This window comes from Aeromonas sp. R7-5 (assembly GCF_040908015.1).
GTDB classification, from domain to species: domain Bacteria; phylum Pseudomonadota; class Gammaproteobacteria; order Enterobacterales; family Aeromonadaceae; genus Aeromonas; species Aeromonas caviae.
Map to the genome: position 1 here is coordinate 157,119 of NZ_JBFOCZ010000012.1, position 14,920 is coordinate 172,038.

Annotated in this window: 13 protein-coding genes, 1 tRNA gene and 1 other RNA gene; all 15 read right to left on the minus strand. The window is 62.5% G+C overall.

From position 1 onward, the window contains the following. Window positions 1-47: 47 nt before the first annotated feature. The 15 genes from nuoL to AB5Y53_RS04760 all read right to left on the minus strand — a co-directional run bounded on the left by nuoL (window position 48) and on the right by AB5Y53_RS04760 (window position 14,918). Window positions 48-1,895 carry an NADH-quinone oxidoreductase subunit L gene (gene nuoL / locus AB5Y53_RS04690; RefSeq protein ID WP_368181233.1) on the minus strand — a complete coding sequence of 616 codons (1,848 nt, stop codon included), beginning with the start codon at window positions 1,893-1,895 and terminating at the stop codon, window positions 48-50. Then, the gene (nuoK, locus tag AB5Y53_RS04695) at window positions 1,892-2,200 is read right to left on the minus strand and encodes an NADH-quinone oxidoreductase subunit NuoK (protein WP_010675036.1); all 309 of its coding nucleotides are present in this window, start codon (window positions 2,198-2,200) and stop codon (window positions 1,892-1,894) included. The genes nuoL and nuoK overlap by 4 nt, the downstream gene beginning before the upstream one ends. A 79-nt stretch (window positions 2,201-2,279) precedes the next feature. Then, window positions 2,280-2,819: an NADH-quinone oxidoreductase subunit J gene (gene nuoJ, locus AB5Y53_RS04700; RefSeq protein WP_010675035.1), complete on the minus strand. Its 540-nt coding sequence runs from the start codon at window positions 2,817-2,819 to the stop codon at window positions 2,280-2,282. A 9-nt stretch (window positions 2,820-2,828) separates the two neighbouring features. Further along, the gene (gene nuoI / locus AB5Y53_RS04705; RefSeq protein WP_010675034.1) at window positions 2,829-3,371 is read right to left on the minus strand and encodes an NADH-quinone oxidoreductase subunit NuoI; all 543 of its coding nucleotides are present in this window, start codon (window positions 3,369-3,371) and stop codon (window positions 2,829-2,831) included. A 90-nt stretch (window positions 3,372-3,461) separates the two neighbouring features. Next, window positions 3,462-4,427, minus strand: a complete 966-nt coding sequence (gene nuoH / locus AB5Y53_RS04710) for an NADH-quinone oxidoreductase subunit NuoH (protein ID WP_010675033.1) — start codon at window positions 4,425-4,427, stop codon at window positions 3,462-3,464. Beyond that, complete coding sequence (gene nuoG / locus AB5Y53_RS04715) at window positions 4,424-7,153, minus strand: NADH-quinone oxidoreductase subunit NuoG (RefSeq protein ID WP_368181234.1); 2,730 nt, start codon at window positions 7,151-7,153, stop codon at window positions 4,424-4,426. The genes nuoH and nuoG overlap by 4 nt, the downstream gene beginning before the upstream one ends. 57 nt (window positions 7,154-7,210) lie before the next feature. Then, window positions 7,211-8,596, minus strand: coding sequence for an NADH-quinone oxidoreductase subunit NuoF (nuoF, locus tag AB5Y53_RS04720; RefSeq protein WP_042016644.1), 1,386 nt, complete (start codon window positions 8,594-8,596; stop codon window positions 7,211-7,213). Then, a complete protein-coding gene (gene nuoE, locus AB5Y53_RS04725; protein ID WP_010675030.1) occupies window positions 8,593-9,132 on the minus strand; it encodes an NADH-quinone oxidoreductase subunit NuoE in 540 nt (179 codons plus the stop codon). Before nuoE ends, nuoF begins: the two co-directional genes overlap by 4 nt. 72 nt (window positions 9,133-9,204) lie before the next feature. Further along, window positions 9,205-10,974: an NADH-quinone oxidoreductase subunit C/D gene (gene nuoC / locus AB5Y53_RS04730; protein WP_197713285.1), complete on the minus strand. Its 1,770-nt coding sequence runs from the start codon at window positions 10,972-10,974 to the stop codon at window positions 9,205-9,207. Between the two features lie 38 nt (window positions 10,975-11,012). Then, a complete protein-coding gene (locus AB5Y53_RS04735) occupies window positions 11,013-11,687 on the minus strand; it encodes an NADH-quinone oxidoreductase subunit B family protein (protein ID WP_010675028.1) in 675 nt (224 codons plus the stop codon). A 29-nt stretch (window positions 11,688-11,716) separates the two neighbouring features. After that, complete coding sequence (locus AB5Y53_RS04740) at window positions 11,717-12,121, minus strand: NADH-quinone oxidoreductase subunit A (protein ID WP_039038710.1); 405 nt, start codon at window positions 12,119-12,121, stop codon at window positions 11,717-11,719. A gap of 256 nt (window positions 12,122-12,377) precedes the next feature. Continuing rightward, window positions 12,378-13,253, minus strand: a complete 876-nt coding sequence (locus tag AB5Y53_RS04745) for a flagellar motor protein MotB (protein WP_010675026.1) — start codon at window positions 13,251-13,253, stop codon at window positions 12,378-12,380. Next, entirely contained in the window at window positions 13,231-13,989 is a 759-nt protein-coding gene (locus AB5Y53_RS04750) for a flagellar motor protein (protein ID WP_039038709.1), read from the minus strand. Before AB5Y53_RS04750 ends, AB5Y53_RS04745 begins: the two co-directional genes overlap by 23 nt. Window positions 13,990-14,646: 657 nt before the next feature. After that, window positions 14,647-14,775, minus strand: a non-coding RNA gene (locus AB5Y53_RS04755) — RtT sRNA. Between the two features lie 55 nt (window positions 14,776-14,830). Then, window positions 14,831-14,918: transfer RNA gene (locus AB5Y53_RS04760), tRNA-Ser, on the minus strand. Window positions 14,919-14,920 lie beyond the last annotated feature (2 nt).

The following is a 14,920-nucleotide window of genomic DNA, read 5'->3' on the forward strand; positions in this document are numbered from 1 at the left end:
CTAGTCGGGCAGGCGCTGAGCCTGCCACACAATATTGGGCTCATGGATCAGCCGAGCAGCAGCAGGGCCAGGATCAGGGCGGCGCCCATCCCCATGGAGGCTGCGTACCAGCGCAACTTGCCGGAGACGGTCCAGGCCAGCAGCTGATGCCCCCCCTGGGCCAGCACGGCGGGCAGGTTCATCATCCTGTCCAGCGGATCCTTGCCGAGCAGGCGAGTCGCCAGCAGGTAGGGCTTGACCCAAATCAGGTCATAAAGCCAGTCAAAGCCCCAGGCATTGAACCAGAGGGTGGACAGAGCCCGCCCCGGCGCACTCTCGGCGATCCCCTTTGCCAGGCGACGTTCGCCGAGGAAGAGGAAGGCGGCCAGCGCAATGCCTGCCACGGCGATGACGCCGGAGAGGATCTCGAGGCCATGGCGTCCCTCTTCGATGTGATCCCCGGGGCCTGCCGGCAGTACTCCGGCGAGCGGCGGCACTATCAATGCACCCACCCCGGTGGAGAGCACCAGCAGCACCAGCAGTGGCAAATGGTGGGCAAGGCCCTGTCCGGCGTGAGCCTGGGTCTGCTCCTTGCCGTGGAAGGCGATGAAGATGAGGCGGAAGGTGTAGAGGGAGGTGAGGAAGGCACCACCCAGACCGGCCCACAGCAGGGCGCTCTGGCCACTGGCCTGCACCTGCCAGAGGATGGCGTCTTTACTGTAGAAACCGGCGGTCACCAGTGGCAGCGCGGCCAGGGCCGAGCCCCCCACCAGGAAGCAGGCGTAGACCAGCGGCAGCGATTTGCGCAGGCCTCCCATCTTGAAGATGTTCTGCTCGTGGTGGGTCGCAACGATGACGGCCCCGGCGGAGAGGAACAAGAGCGCCTTGAAGAAGGCGTGGGTCATCAGGTGGAAGATGGCCCCTTCCCAGGCACCGACCCCCAGGGCCAGGAACATGTAACCAATCTGGCTCATGGTGGAGTAGGCCAGGATCCGCTTGATGTCGGTCTGCACCAGCGCCGCAAAACCGGCCAGCACTAGCGTGATGGCACCGACCAGCGCCACCAGATGGAGGATCTCGGGAGCCAGCAGGAAGAGGCCGTGGGTGCGGGCGATGAGGTAGACGCCGGCAGTCACCATGGTGGCCGCGTGGATCAGCGCCGAAACCGGGGTCGGGCCCGCCATGGCGTCCGCCAGCCAGGTCTGCAGCGGCAGCTGGGCTGACTTGCCGACCGCGCCGCCGAGCAGCATCAGGCAGGCAAACGACAGGGCAGGGGAGCCGTCGGCAAACATCGCAGGGGCGCGCACCAGCAGCTCGTGAATGTTGAGGGTGCCGAGCTCGCGATAGAGCACGAAGAGCCCGATGGCGAGGAAGACGTCGCCGACCCGGGTCACCACGAACGCCTTGAGGGCGGCGGCGCCGTTGTTGCGATCCTTGTAGTAGAAGCCGATCAGCAGGTAGCTGCAAAGCCCCACCCCTTCCCAGCCCAGATAGATGAACAGCAGGTCATCGGCCAGCACCAGGAACAGCATGCTGGCGATGAAGAGGTTGGTGTAGGTGAAGAAGCGTGAATACCCCTCTTCCCCGCGCATGTACCAGGAGGCGAACAGGTGGATGAAGAAGCCCACCCCGGTCACGACCCCCAGCATGGTCAGCGACAGCCCATCCAGGGAGAGACGGAAGGCGGGCTGGAACTCGCCCACCGTCATCCACTGCCACAGGGTCTGGGTATAGACGCCGCCTTCCGGCATGGTATTGAGAAAATCGATGCCGACCCACAGGGTAGTGAGGGCCGAGAGACCGATGCTGCCGACACCGATGAGCGCCGAGGTGCGCTCGCCGAGGCGGCCGAGGGAGAAGGCCAGCAGCAGCCATCCCAGCAGCGGGAACAGGAAAGTCAGATATAGGAGGCTCATCCGCGCATCTCGCTCACAGTGTCCACGTTCAGGGTGTGGTAACGACGATAGAGCAGCAGTAACAGGGCGAGGCCGATACTGGCCTCCGCTGCCGCCAGAGAAATCACCAGTATGTACATGATCTGGCCGTCGGCCTGGGCCCAGCGGCTACCCGCCACCACGAACGCCAGGGCGGACGCGTTCATCATGATTTCGATACTCATGAGGATAAACAACAGGTTGCGGCGTATCAGCAGGCCGCACAGGCCGATGGCAAACAAAATGGCCGCCAGCAGGAGGCCGTGCTCCATGGGAATTCCACTCATCGCCATGCTCCTTGTGCTTGCTGGATGGAAAGGGGGCGGGCTGCCGGCAGCAGGCCATGCCTCACCACGGGGATGTCGCTCATTGCTGACCTCCTTCCTGTGTGGTGCGAGGCACGGAGAGCACTTCCCCGCTCTTGTCCTCGCGGCCCAGGTGATAGGCGGTGACCAGACCCGCCAGCAGCAGGATGGAGGCGAGCTCCACCGCCAGCACATAGGGGCCGAACAGGGCGATACCGACTTCCTTGGCGCTGACCTCGGTCAGACCCAGTTCACCGCCGGTCACGCCGAGAATGCCGTGGGCCAGAAAGCCCAGCAAAATGAGGGAGAGCAGGGCCGGGCCACCCCAGGTCATGGGGGTGAGCCACTTCTTCTCCTGATCCTGGGCGCTCCCCAGGTTCAGCATCATCACCACGAACACGAACAGCACCATGATGGCGCCGGCGTAGACGATCACCTGCAGGGCCCCCGCAAAGGCGGCGCCCAGGCAGAAGAAGATCATGGCCACGGCGATGAGGGAGATGATGAGATTGAGCAGCGCATGCATGGGGTTGCTGGTGCTGATCACCCGCAGCGTGCTGTAAACGGCGACCAGGGCCGCGGCATAGAATGCCAGTTCCATGATTGACTCCTAGGGCAGCAGGCTCTTGACATCGATGGGCTTGGCTTCGTTCTCGGCATCCCCTTTGGGTTTGCCGTCGATGGCCATCCCGCTCATGCGGTAGAAGTTGTAGTCCGGGTATTTGCCGGGGCCGCTTATCAGCAGATCTTCCTTCTCGTACACCAGATCCTGGCGACGATACTCCCCCATCTCGAAATCCGGCGTCAGCTGGATGGCGGTGGTGGGGCAGGCCTCCTCGCACAGGCCGCAGAAGATGCAACGGGAGAAGTTGATGCGAAAGAACTCCGGGTACCAGCGGCCATCTTCCCGTTCCGACTTCTGCAAGGAGATGCAACCGACCGGGCAGGCAACAGCACACAGGTTGCACGCTACGCAGCGTTCGTCGCCGTCAGGATCCCGGGTCAGTACGATGCGACCGCGAAAACGGGGGGCGGCGTAGACCGGCTGCTCCGGGTAGCTCAGGGTTTCACGGGGGCGCCAAGCATGGGAGAAGACCATCCCAAGACTGCGCAACTGGGTGCCAACACCCTTGATAATACTCGTAATTTTCATAGGTGCCTCACTGCACATTTATCAGCACTGGCATCTGGGCGTTTCCTTGCCGCAGACGGCCGAATCATCGTCATGTCCATCTCGTTTTGCTCACGCATTCATCAGCACCACGGCAGCGGTGACCAGCATGTTGAGCAGGGTCAGGGGCAGGCACACTTTCCAGCCAAAGGACATCACCTGGTCGAAGCGCGGGCGGGGCAGGGAGGCCCGCAGCAGGATGAAGAACACCATGAAACAGGCGGTCTTCAGGGCGAACCAGATGAAGGGCGGCAGCCAGGGGCCGTGCCAGCCACCGAAGAAGAGGGTCACGATGAGGGAAGAGATCAGCACGATGCCGATGTACTCCCCCACGAAGAAGAGACCCCACTTCATGCCCGCGTACTCGATGTGATAGCCGTCGGCGAGCTCTTGCTCGGCCTCCGGCTGGTCAAACGGGTGGCGGTGGGTGACGGCGACCCCGGCAAACAGGAAGGTGACGAAGCCCAGGATCTGGGGGATCACGTTCCACATGCCGGCCTGGGCCTCGACGATGTCACGCAGGTTGAAGCTGCCGGTCTGGATGACGATGCCCATGAGCGAGAGGCCAAGGAACACCTCGTAGGAGAGGGTCTGGGCCGAGGCGCGCAGGCTGCCGAGCAGGGAGTACTTGTTGTTGCTCGACCAGCCGGCGAACAGCACGGCATAGACCGCCAGCCCGGCGATCGCCAGGATATAGAGCAGCCCCACGTTGAGATCCGCCACGCCCCAGGTGGGGGTGATGGGCACCACCGCAAACGCCAGGATGAAGGCGGTAAAGGCGATGATGGGGGCCAGCACGAAGATCCGGCGATCCGCAAAGGGCGGGATCCAGTCCTCCTTGAAGAACATCTTGACCATGTCGGCCGCCAGTTGCAGCAGGCCGAAGGGGCCAACCCGGTTGGGGCCGTAACGGTCCTGCCACAGTGCCAGCAGGCGGCGTTCGATGAAGCTCATGAAGGCGCCAGCCCCCACGATCCCCACAAGTACGACCAGGGCCTTGCCGACCTCGATCAGCAGATCCATCAGAGAGTCGCTCATGCGATGACCTCCTGCAGGTTATCGATCAGGGCGTGGTGCAGGGCGGTCGGCAGGCCGTTCACCCCGAGTGGCAACCCTGCCAGGCCCGGAGCCAGCGCATCGCTCAGGCGCAGACGCAGGCGCCAGTGGTTGCCACCCCAGGAGAAGGCCACCAGCGCGTCGGCGGACAGAGCCAGGCGTGCGGCATCCGCCGGGTTCAGTACCAGGGTGGGTTCCCCCATGCGAGCCTGGATGACCGGGCTTCTGGCGGAGAGCTCCTCGCCACCGAACAGCTGGTCATAGCTCACCACCTGCAGGGATGCGGCGGGCTGGAAGGGGGCCGGGATGGCGCCAAACCAGCCCAGGTTGCCTTCGCCCGGCTCCAGCAGGCGGCGACCGGGATCCCCGGCACGCAGGTTGCCACCCACCTCGTCCTGGAACTTGTTCCAGGCGGAGGGGGAGTTCCAGCCCGGCGCCCAGGCAAACGGTACCTGGGAGAGGGGCTGGCGGGCACCGGCGTAGCCTTCCATGGAGAAGGCGAACGGCGAATCGGGATCCTGGGCGACTCTGGGCTCGCTCACGTTCTGGTTCGCCAGCATGGAGGTGCGACCACTGTAGCGGTGCGGCTCCCGGGCGAGCTTCATGCCGCGAATGCGCAGGCCGGCGTTGGGTGCAGCTTCCCCCATGGTGGTGAGCAGCGGGGCGCTGGCGGCGCAATCGCGACTCACATCGTCGAAGGTGTTCCAGCGAACCGAACGCGGTTGCTGGCTCCCTTGCAGGGCATCCAGCCAGCGCCAGCTCTCGCGCACCTGGATATCGGCGTTGTAGAAGGCGGGAGCATAGACCTGGAAGAAGCGCTGGGCGCGGCCTTCCATGTTCACCAGGGTGCCATCGCCTTCGGCAAAACTGGCGGCAGGTAGCACCAAATCCGCCTTCTTCGCGGTGGCCGTCTCCTGATGGTCGATGACCAGCAGGTGTTGCAGGCGATCCAGAGCGGCGTCCACCCGGCTGCGGGGGGCTCGGCGGTAGAGGTCGTTCTCAAGAACGACCAAGGCAAGTCTCTCTTCCCCTTCCATGCGCTCGAGGGCTGACTCCAGCGGGGCGGCATGCCGGGCCAGCATGGCCAGTCCCAGGCTGTTGGCTTCCTGAGCCACCAGGGCAAGCTCCGCGGCCTGGCCACGGCCCTTGAGGGCGCGGGCGATGTTGCTGGCCGCTTCGATCAGCGCCTCGTTGCGGGCACCATTGCCTGCGATGATGAGGGGCTTTTTGGCGTTGCCAAGCAGATCGGCCCATTGGGCGGCGAGGGCCTGCTGTTCGGGGGAGAGATCCGTTGGTGCCGGTGCACTGGCATCCAGCAGGTGGGCGATGGCAAACCCGAGGCGCGCCTGATCCGCGTGGGGGGCGTGCAGGGTGCTGCTCGCCACGTCATCCAGGCGGGTGGCATCCAGACTGGTGATGAGCAAGGGGTAGCGCTGGTTCTGGGCCAGGGTCTGCACGGCGGCGACCTGCCAGAGATCCACCTTCAGCTTGCGGGCAATTTCGCGCCCCTTGCCTTTCACCGCCTGGCGCAGGGCCAGGGCGATGCGGGCGGCGGTCTGGGTGACGTCTTCCCCGAGCACCAGCACGGCGTCGGCCTCTTCCATGTCGCGCAGGCTGGGAGTGCGCACGCCGCCGTGCTCCAGAATGTCCAGCATCTTCTGCAGGCATTTCCATTCGCTCTGCTCGACCCCGGAGTAGAAGTTGGCGGCCCCCACCAGTTCGCGCAGTGCGAAGTTGCTCTCCAAGGAGGCGCGGGGTGAGCCGATGCCGATGACGCCGCTGGCGGTGCGCAGCGCATCCGCCGCCCGGTTCAGGGCACCATCCACCGTGATGGCCAGCTTGTCACTGCCATCCTGCAGCAAGGGCTGGCGCGGGCGGTCGGTCAGATTGACGTGACCGTAGCCAAAGCGGCCGCGATCGCAGAGGAAATAGTGGTTCAGGGCACCGTGGAAACGGTTCTCGATGCGGCGCAGCTCGCCGTAGCGCTCACCCGGGCTGATGTTGCAGCCGACCGAGCACCCCTGGCAGATGCTGGGGGCGAACTGCATGTCCCACTTGCGGTTGTAACGCTCGGAGTGGGTCTTGTCGGTGAAGACGCCGGTGGGACAGACCTCCACCAGGTTGCCGGAGAATTCGCTCTCCAGGGTGCCATCCTCGACCCGGCCGAAGTAGACGTTGTCATGGGCGCCATAGACCCCGAGATCCTCGCCACCGGCGTAATCCTTGTAATAGCGTACGCAGCGGTAGCAGGCGATGCAGCGGTTCATCTCGTGGTTGATGAAGGGGCCCAGATCCTGATTCTGGTGGGTGCGCTTGGTGAAACGGTAGCGGCGGCTGTTGTGGCCGGTCATCACCGTCATGTCCTGCAGGTGGCAGGCGCCCCCCTCTTCGCACACCGGGCAGTCGTGGGGATGATTGGTCATCTGCCACTCCACCACCGTCTTGCGAAACTCCTTCGCCTCTTCATCCTCGATGGAGATATAGGTGCCATCGGTGGAGGGGGTCATGCAGGACATGACCAGGCGGCCGCGCTTGTCGTCGGCATTCTGATACTGTTTGACCGCGCACTGGCGGCAGGCACCGACGCTACCGAGCGCCGGGTGCCAGCAAAAATAGGGGACGTCCAGACCCAGCGACAGACAGGCTTGCAGCAGGTTGTCTGCCCCGTCTACCTCGTACTCTTTACCGTCTACATGAATGGTTGCCATACAACTTCCCTGAAACCTGTTTTATGAAATCGGCTATTGCCCGATGCGTCCTGGCGCTTACCAGCGCTCGCCCAGCAGGTTGGGCTGGATACCCTTGAACAGCTTGTGATTGTCATGGGGGGCCTTGACCCCGGCCTCGAACTCGGACCGGAAATACTTCATCGCACTGCCAAGGGGCTCGACGGCGCCGGGGGCATGGGCACAGAAGGTCTTGCCCGGGCCCAGGAAACTGACGAGCTGTTCCAGGGTCGCGAGATCCTCGGGTTGGCCCTCGCCCCGCTCCAGCGCCCGCAGGATCTTGACGCTCCAGGGCAGGCCGTCGCGGCAGGGGGTGCACCAGCCGCAGGATTCGCGGGCAAAGAACTCCTCCATGTTGCGCAGCAGGGAGACCATGTTGATGCTGTCATCCACCGCCATGGCAAGGCCCGTACCCATGCGGGTGCCCACCTTGCCGATGCCGCCAGCGTACATCTGGGCATCCAGGTGCTCGGGCAGCAGGAAGCCGGTGCCGGCGCCGCCCGGTTGCCAGGTTTTCAGGCGATAGCCGGGCTTCATGCCGCCGGCGTAGTTTTCGAACAGCTCGCGGGCGGTGATGCCAAAGGGCAGCTCCCACAGGCCGGGATTGTTGACCTTGCCGGAAAAGCCCATCAGCTTGGTGCCGTGATCTTCCGAACCCGGCAGTGCCAGCCCCTGATACCAGGCTACACCGTTGCCGATGATGGCGGGGACGTTGCACAGGGTTTCGACGTTGTTGACGCAGGTCGGCTTGCCCCAGACGCCGGAGACGGCGGGGAAGGGGGGTTTGGCCCGCGGGTTGGCGCGCCGTCCTTCCAGGGAGTTGATGAGGGCCGTCTCTTCGCCGCAGATGTAGCGACCTGCGCCGGTGTGGACGAACAGCTCGAAGTCAAAGCCCGAGCCCAGGATGTTCTTGCCAAGGAGCCCCGCGGCCTTGGCCTCTTCCACGGCGCGGCGCAGGTGGATGGCGGCATCCACGTACTCGCCGCGCAGGAAGATGTAGCCGCGATAAGCCTTGAGAGCCCGGGCACTGATGATCATCCCCTCGATCAGCAGGTGGGGCAGCTGCTCCATCAGCATGCGGTCTTTGTAGGTATTGGGCTCCATCTCGTCGGCGTTGCAGAGCAGGTAACGGATGTTCATGCTCTCGTCTTTGGGCATCAGGCCCCACTTCACGCCAGTGGAGAAACCGGCGCCGCCGCGTCCCTTGAGGCCGGCATCCTTGACGGTGCTGACGATGTCATCCGGGCTCATCTGGCCCAGCGCCTTGCGGGCGGCTTCGTAGCCCTGCTTGGCCTGGTACTCCTCGAGCCACACCGGCTGGCCGTCGTCCCGCAGGCGCCAGGTGAGAGGGTGAGTCTCGGCGGTGCGGGGGATGCGGTTGGCGGTGCCGAGGGAGGCAAGCGTCTTGCCTGGCTGAATGCTCATGGGTAAGCCTCCAGGGTTTTCAGCAGGCTGACGGCATCGAGTCCGCCATAGGTATCGTCATCGATCATGATGGCCGGCCCCTTGTCGCAGTTGCCGAGGCAGCAGACGGGCAACAGGGTGAAGCGGCCATCCGGGGAAGTCTGACCGGGGGCCAGATTGACGACCTCTTTCAGACCGGCAAGCAACTGTTCGTGGCCGTTGATGTAGCAGACCATGCTGTCGCAGACGCGGATAATGTGACGACCCACTGGCTGGCGGAAGATCTGGCTGTAGAAGGTGGCGACCCCTTCCACGTCGCTGGCGGGGATGCCGAGCTCGGCGCCGATGGCGTGGATGGCGCCGTCAGGCACCCAGCCACGGGCCTGTTGCACTATCTTGAGCGCTTCGATGCTGGCTGCACGGGGATCTTCGTAGTGGTGTTTCTCGTGTTCGATGGCATCGCGCTCAGCCTGGCTCAGGACGAAATCTCCCTGCTGGCTGCTGCATGCCCCTTGCCCTTGTGGGGTCTGGTTATTGTGACACTGACATTGGCTCATGACTTGACCTTTTGTGGCTTGTCCCTTTACTGCGCGTCTTGCCCTTCGCCCCGGCTGCCGGGGCGAGAGGACTCAACGATCCACATCTGACATAACGAAATCGATACTGCCCAGGTAGACGATAAGATCCGACACCATCTGGCCGCGGATCACCGAGGGGATCTGCTGCAGGTGAGCAAAGCTCGGGGTGCGGATCCGGGTCCGGTAGCTCATGGTGGATCCGTCGCTGGTCAGGTAATAGCTGTTGACCCCCTTGGTCGCCTCTATCATCTGGAAGGACTCGGCGGCCGGCATGACAGGCCCCCAGGAGACTTGCAGGAAGTGGGTGATCAGGGTTTCGATGTCCTGCAGGGTGCGCTCTTTGGGCGGTGGCGTGGTGAGCGGGTGATCCGCCTTGAAGGGGCCCTCAGGCATGTTTTTCATGCACTGCTCGATAATGGACAGGCTCTGGCGGATCTCCTCGATGCGCACGGTGGCGCGGTCGTAGGCGTCCCCGTTGCTGCCCACCGGCACCTCGAACTCGAACTGATCGTAACCGGAATAGGGGCGCCATTTGCGCACGTCAAAGTTGAGCCCCGTGGCCCGCAGACCGCCCCCCGTGGTGCCCCAGGCCAGGGCCTGGGCCGTGTTGTAGGCGGCGACGCCGATGGTGCGGCCCCGCAGTATGCTGTTGCGCATGGCCGCCTTTTCATACTCCATCAACCGCTTGGGCAGCCAGCTCAACAGGTTGTCCTGGATGAGGCGGGTCCAGCCGGCAGGCAGATCGTGGGCCACGCCGCCGATGCGGAACCAGGCCGGGTGCATGCGGGCTCCGGTGATGGCCTCGATGATGGTGTAGATCTTCTGGCGGTCCGTGAAGGTGAAGAAGACCGGGGTCATGGCCCCCACGTCCTGAATGTAGGTGCCAAGGAACAGCAGGTGGCTCTGGATGCGGAACAGCTCCGCCATCATCACCCGGATCATGTCGACCCGCGCCGGCACCTTGATGCCGGCCAGCTTCTCGACCGCCAGCACATAGGGCAGGTTGTTCATCACGCCGCCCAGGTATTCGACCCGGTCGGTGTAGGGGATGTAGCTGTGCCAGGACTGGCGCTCGCCCATCTTCTCGGCGCCGCGGTGGTGATAGCCGATGTCGGGCACGCAGTCTCGAATCTCTTCCCCGTCGAGTTGCAGCACTAGGCGGAAGGCGCCGTGGGCGGAGGGGTGGTTCGGCCCGAGGTTCAGGAACATGTAGTCCTCGTTCTCGTTGCCGCGGGCCATGCCCCACTCTTCCGGCTTGAACAGCAGGTTGTCCTGCTCCTGATCCTGCTTGACCGCATCGAGCATGAAGGGATCAAACTCGGTGGCGCGCGCCGGGTAGTCCTTGCGCAGGGGGTGCCCTTGCCAGCTCTTGGGCATCATGATGCGGGTCAGATGGGGGTGGCCATCGAAGGTGATCCCCATCAAATCCCACACTTCCCGCTCGTACCAGTTGGCGTTGGGGAAGTGGCGGCTGACGGTGGGCAGATGGAGATCGCTCTCCTTGAGCGCCACCTTCAGCATCACGTCGGCGTTACGGTCGATGGAGATGAGGTGATAGAAGACGGTAAAGTCGCTCTCCGGCAGGCCGTGGCGATGGCTGCGCATCCGTTCGTCGGTGGCGCTGAGATCGAACAGCATCACGAAGGGGGAGGGCAGCTTTTGCAAGAAGCCCATCACGTCCAGCAGCAGATCCCGGGAGAGCCAGATGACCGGCACGCCGGTACGGGTGCTCTGCACGGTGAAGCGCTCGGCACCGAAGTGGGCGAACAGCTCGCCGACCACCTGGGCATCGGCGTGATCGGCGGTTTGCCACTGGGCCATGGTGTAATTGCTTGGGAATTCTCGAGTCAGTTTCATGATCAGATCTCATCCGGCGTGCGCAGGTTGGTCACGTTGATCCGCTCGCCGCGCTTGCGTTCCTTCTCGGATTGCATCTGGGGACGGTAGATCCCCTGATCCCCCACCACCCAGGAGAGGGGGCGGCGTTCCTTGCCGATGGACTCCTGCAGCAGCATCAGGGCTTGCAGGAAGGCCTCGGGGCGGGGCGGGCAGCCCGGAATGTAGACATCGACCGGCAGGAACTTGTCCACCCCCTGTACCACGGAGTAGATGTCATACATACCGCCGGAGTTGGCGCAGGCCCCCATGGAGATGACCCACTTGGGCTCGAGCAACTGCTCATAGAGCCGCTGGATGACAGGGGCCATCTTGATGAAGGGGGTGCCGGCAATCACCATGAAGTCGGCCTGACGGGGGGAGGCTCGTATGACCTCAGCACCGAAGCGAGCCACGTCGTGGGGAGAGGTGAAGGCAGTACACATCTCCACGTAGCAGCAGGAGATGCCGAAGTTGTAGGGCCATAGGGAGTTCTTGCGGCCCCAGTTGACGGTGTCTTGCAGCACCTCTTCGAGGCGCCCGATCATGATGCCGCGGGTCGCTTGCTGCGCCAGTGGATCATCGACGGTCTGGCGCTGTTCCTGGGGGTAGCGCTCAACGGGCGCATCCGGGTCAATCCGGGTCAGGGTGTACTTCATGGTGCAACCTCAAAGAGATAATCGGTAGTTCAGTCTGGTTTCTTGTCAGTCAGGACACGCTTTTTCGGGGCCCAGTCGAGGGCACCAATGCGCCACAGGTAGAGGAGGCCTACCAGCAGCAGGGTGATGAAGATGGTGGCTTCGATGAAGCCGACCCAGCCGCTCTCCCGAACGGAGACGGACCAGGCAAAGAGATAGAGGGCTTCGACATCGAAGATGACGAAGAACATGGCGACCAGGTAGAACTTGGCGGAGAAGCGCAGGCGGGCGTTGCCGACGGAATCCACCCCGGATTCGAAGGGTTTGTTCTTGGCACGGCCATAGGCGCGTCCCCCCAGCAAGGCCGCCAGGCCTATCATGGTCAAGCAGATACAGATGGCGCCAATGACATAGACAGCAAAAGCCCAGTGCTGGACGGCAATATCAGCAAACATATAGGTTTTTCCCTAACCAAATTAATCATGTGACTTAACAATGACGTTACGTAGTATGCCACTTTCGTACTGATTTACATGTCATTTCAAAGGATTAATTATTAATCAACGGGATGAAAATTGTGTTTTGCTAGCGGGGTCAACTTTCTCGTTTGAGAATTGTTTTCAATCGTTTTTATGTAGCAGAAAAAAACCGGATAGTTTGAAAATCCGGTGGATGGCAGGAAACAAAAGACCCCGCATGGCGGGGTCTGTTTCAGGGTTGAAGAACGGGGAGGCTCTGCTCTGCCGCCTTGCCCTGGGAGAGCACGATCTCCACCCGGCGGTTGGCCTGGCGGTGAGCCGGGGTATCGTTTGGATAACGGGGTTGGGTATCCGCCACCCCCTGGGCGATCAGCCGTCGTGAATCCAGCTTGGGGTTGGTCAGCAGGGTGTGGGTGATGGTGGCCGCCCGCAGCACCGACAGCTCCCAGTTGTTGCGATAGAGCTCCACCGGCGCCTGGGAGTTGTCGGTGTGACCGGTGACCACCACCATGCCGGGGATGTCTGCCAGCACGTCCGAGACCTTGTTGACCAGCGGAATGAACTGGGGCTGCAAGAAGGCGGAGTCGGCGGGGAACAAGGTCTTTTCGCCGATGCGGATCACCAGCTGGCTGCCAAGCTGCTCCACCTCGATCTCTTTGGACTCGATTTGGCTCTTGAGCTGCTGATCCAGCTTCTGCTTGGTGACCGTGACCCAATCCTGCTCCTTGGTTTTGTGGGGCCAGGACTCCGTGGCCGTAGGTTTCTCCGAGGAGCCGATGGTCTCGTTGAAAGGGTCGGCCGCCGCTGCGGGCGTCTGGGTATCCAGCACCTGCTCTTTCTGGGAGGTATTGGGGGTGGTCTTGGACTCGGGTTCCAGTATGCCTGTGCCCCCTTGCATCACGGGGGAGCCGGCGGGAAGGGAGACCAGCCCTATCTTGCCAAGAGATTCGATAAAGCCCTGAATGAGCACGCGAGTCTCCGATTGCTTGGCCATGGCGAAGGAGTAAAGCACCACGAACAGGGCGAACAGCAGTGTCATGAAGTCGGCGTAGGAGACCAGCCAGCGTTCGTGGTTCTCCGGCGCCTCAGCCTTTTTCTTTTTCGCCACTGTGGCCTCCGAGGTAAGGCTCAAGGGTCACTTGCAGCCGTTGCTGTGACTCGCCGTCCACGATGCAGAGGATGCCGGTGAGGGTCATCTCCTTGTAGTGGCGGATCTGGTGGGCAAACGACTTGTAGCGGTTGCCGAAGGGCAGGAAGATGAGGTTGGCGGCCGACACCCCGTAGATGGTAGCGATAAAGGCCACCGCGATGGCGCCCCCCAGCTTGTCGGGGGCATCCAGCAGGCCCATGGCGTGAATGAGGCCAAATACGGCCCCGACGATCCCCATGGTCGGGCAGTAGCCCCCCATGGCCTCGTAGAATTTGACGGTCTGTTCGATATCTTCCTGCTCGAACTCGATCTCGTTTTCCAGTACCTCGTGGATTTTGGTCTTCTCGTAGCCATCGACCATCATCTGTACCCCTTTTTGCAGGAAGGGATCCTTGATGTCGTCGATCATGCCCTCCAGTGCCAGCATGCCACTGCGCCGTGCATTGCCCGCCAGGGTTTCAAGCAGTTGAGCCTGCTCCAGCATGTCGAGGCGCAGGGGAGTGATGAGCCACTTGAAGCGCTTGAGGGTTTTACCAACCACGGAGAAAGGAAACTGGGTCAGTGCGGCACCGACGGTACCGCCGATCACGATGAGAAAGGCGGGCAGATCGAGCAGGGCGCTGGGGTGCCCCCCTTCTATCATGTTGCCACCCAGAATGGCTGCCAGGGCCAGCAGCAAGCCAATAAGACTCATTTGTCCATATCCCTATGCGATGTGTGAGGCTAGTGTAGCCATTTAACTATCAGTTTTTCAAAACGATATCCAATCGGTGAGCAATATCCGAGAGGTTGCGCAGACCCGGTAGTGTCCGGTGGCATCGGCCTGTACCGCTTGATCTGTAGAGCAGGTTGACGGTGCCGGCATGGCAGGACGAGGCGGTTATCCAAGTGATATCACAATATACTGTGCTATCTGTGAGAGGATATTGGTTATTTATATCGTCACTTTCTGTTTGCTTGGCGTAATGCGCTGTCAACGAGAAAGGGCTGGCTGCCCTCGGGGCATATCCCCTGTCGACAGAGAGCAGCGAGGCGGAAGGGATGGGATTGGCTAGGCGGCACTCGGCCAGGTATCGCGGCAAACCGTTTTTTCTGGCCCCCGCCGATGACGGGTTTCTCTTGTCAGGGGGCTGGCAGACGCCTTGAAGCAAAAAACCGACCCTGAGGTCGGTACCTCAAGCTGTACGCTGGATCGGGATTGACTCGCACCATCCCTGGCGCTCGCCCTGCGGGCGGCCTCTGGCCGTCCAGTCGGGCTATCCTGCCCGGCTGTCGACAGGGGTCGAACCGAGCCGCCCATCATCGGATAAAGTAAAAGGCCCCGTCTTGCGACGGGGCCTTTTACTTTATTTGGCGGTGAGGGAGGGATGATTCACCACTGCGTGGCTCACCCCTTCGGGGCGACCTGCGGCCGTTCATCGCAGCAAGCTGCTCTGCTCGAACCCGACGAGGCTTCTCATCCTCCCTCCATCGGCATTGGAGGTTGCCATGTCACCAGATGCAAAAAACCGACCCTGAGGTCGGTTTTTACAATTTGGCGGTGAGGGAGGGATTCGAACCCTCGATACGTTGCCGTATACACACTTTCCAGGCGTGCTCCTTCAGCCACTCGGACACCTCACCAA

Coding starts and splice junctions, on each gene's coding strand:
- nuoL (WP_368181233.1), bottom strand. CDS start 1,895: ATGAGCCTCCTATATCTGACTTTCCTGTTCCCGCTGCTGGGATGGCTG.
- nuoK (WP_010675036.1), bottom strand. CDS start 2,200: ATGAGTGGAATTCCCATGGAGCACGGCCTCCTGCTGGCGGCCATTTTG.
- nuoJ (WP_010675035.1), bottom strand. CDS start 2,819: ATGGAACTGGCATTCTATGCCGCGGCCCTGGTCGCCGTTTACAGCACG.
- nuoI (WP_010675034.1), bottom strand. CDS start 3,371: ATGAAAATTACGAGTATTATCAAGGGTGTTGGCACCCAGTTGCGCAGT.
- nuoH (WP_010675033.1), bottom strand. CDS start 4,427: ATGAGCGACTCTCTGATGGATCTGCTGATCGAGGTCGGCAAGGCCCTG.
- nuoG (WP_368181234.1), bottom strand. CDS start 7,153: ATGGCAACCATTCATGTAGACGGTAAAGAGTACGAGGTAGACGGGGCA.
- nuoF (WP_042016644.1), bottom strand. CDS start 8,596: ATGAGCATTCAGCCAGGCAAGACGCTTGCCTCCCTCGGCACCGCCAAC.
- nuoE (WP_010675030.1), bottom strand. CDS start 9,132: ATGAGCCAATGTCAGTGTCACAATAACCAGACCCCACAAGGGCAAGGG.
- nuoC (WP_197713285.1), bottom strand. CDS start 10,974: ATGGCCCAGTGGCAAACCGCCGATCACGCCGATGCCCAGGTGGTCGGC.
- AB5Y53_RS04735 (WP_010675028.1), bottom strand. CDS start 11,687: ATGAAGTACACCCTGACCCGGATTGACCCGGATGCGCCCGTTGAGCGC.
- AB5Y53_RS04740 (WP_039038710.1), bottom strand. CDS start 12,121: ATGTTTGCTGATATTGCCGTCCAGCACTGGGCTTTTGCTGTCTATGTC.
- AB5Y53_RS04750 (WP_039038709.1), bottom strand. CDS start 13,989: ATGAGTCTTATTGGCTTGCTGCTGGCCCTGGCAGCCATTCTGGGTGGC.